Source organism: Oceaniovalibus sp. ACAM 378, from assembly GCF_008085915.1.
In the GTDB taxonomy this organism is placed as follows: Bacteria; Pseudomonadota; Alphaproteobacteria; order Rhodobacterales; family Rhodobacteraceae; genus Oceaniglobus.
In genome coordinates this window covers 1-1,590 of record NZ_VSJK01000069.1, presented here as the reverse complement: position 1 = coordinate 1,590, position 1,590 = coordinate 1, and the positions used below count along the sequence as shown (strand labels likewise).

Genomic DNA, 1,590 nt, shown 5'->3' with positions numbered 1-1,590 from the left:
TGCGTATTCCGGGGTGATGCGCCCACCGATTCCGATTTGATGCGCCCACCCGTTCCGCTTTTATTCGCCCACCGATTCCGGGGTATGCGCCCACCCCTGTGACGTGCTGCTGCGAGGCAATCTGTAACCGGCTACTTTTCGCCCTTTTGGCACGAAGGAAGCCCGATGAAGAGATTGCCGATGCGGAAGATACGAGATGTTTTGCGGCTCTCAGCCGAGGGATTATCGACGCGCCAGATTGCAGCAAGTCTGGCGATCGGGCGCACCACCCTCCGAGGCTACCTTGAGCGTGCCGATGAGTTGGGTCTGAGCTGGCCGCTGCCGCCAGGTCTTTCCGACACTGCCCTTGAACGGCAAATCTATCCCCGGACGGCGCGTGATGTGTCGAACCGAGCAACCCAGCCTGACTGGGCGCATGTCCACTGGGAGTTGCGCCGCAAGGGCGTGACGCTGTCGTTGCTGTGGGAGGAATATCGCGCCGATCATCCGGAGGGCTACGGGTATTCCCGGTTCTGCGAGCTGTATACGCGGTGGGAAGGCAAGTTGTCGCCGGTGATGCGGCAACGTCATCCGGCGGGCGAGCGGCTGTTCGTCGATTACGCCGGGCACACGATTGACGTGATTGATCCCATGACCGGCGAGGTGCGCACGGCACAGCTGTTCGTCGCGGCGCTCGGGGCCTCGAGCTACACCTTTGCGGAAGCGACCTGGACGCAATCGCTGCCGGATTGGATCACGAGCCATGTGCGCGCCTTCGGCTTCCTCGGGGGTGTGACGGCTCAGATCGTCTCCGACAATCTGAAGGCCGGGGTTACCAAGGCGTGCTTCTACGACCCTGTGATCAACCGGACCTATGGGGATCTGGCCGCGCATTACGACACGGCCGTGGTGCCCGCGCGACCGCACAAACCAAAGGATAAATCAAAAGTCGAGGGCGCGGTTTTGCTGGTTGAACGCTGGATTCTGGCGCGACTACGCAACCGTCAGTTCTTCAGCCTTGAGGACGTGAACGCGGCCATTCGCCCACTTCTGAATCGGCTCAACGACAAGGTCTCGCGCCATCTCGGCGCCAGTCGCAGGCAGCTGTTCGAACAGCTGGACAAGCCCGCCCTGAAGCCGCTGCCGGTGGCGCCTTATGTCTATGCCGAATGGAAGAAGTGCCGCGCCGGGCTCGATTACCACATCGCGATCGACCGGCATTATTACTCCGTGCCCCATCAGTTGCTGAAGAAGGAACTATGGGCGCGCATCACCGCCCGGACGGTCGAAGTCTTCCATATCGGGCAGCGTGTCGCATCCCATGTGCGCACCTCCGGCAACGGGCAGCACTCCACGCAGCGCGATCACATGCCCGGGCACCACAGGTTCCGCGAGGACTGGACGCCGCAGCGCATCCAGGCCTGGGCCGCGCGCATCGGGCCGAACGTCGCGCTCTTCGCCGAGGTCGTGATGCGGGACCGCAAGCACTCCGAACAGGGCTATCGCACCTGTCTGGGCGTGATCCGGCTGGCTGACAGGTTCGGCCGGGACCGCCTCGATGCCGCCTGCAATCGCGCGTTGGAGATCAACGCCCGATCCTACTCATCAGTC

The 1,590-nt window shown here is 62.8% G+C and carries 1 protein-coding gene; it reads left to right on the top strand.

Features of this window, described 5'->3' with window-relative positions:
• Positions 1 to 165: 165 nt before the first annotated feature.
• Positions 166 to 1,590 (top strand): IS21 family transposase (gene istA / locus FQ320_RS25175; protein WP_148475994.1); only part of this gene is annotated, 1,425 nt, incomplete at its 3' end.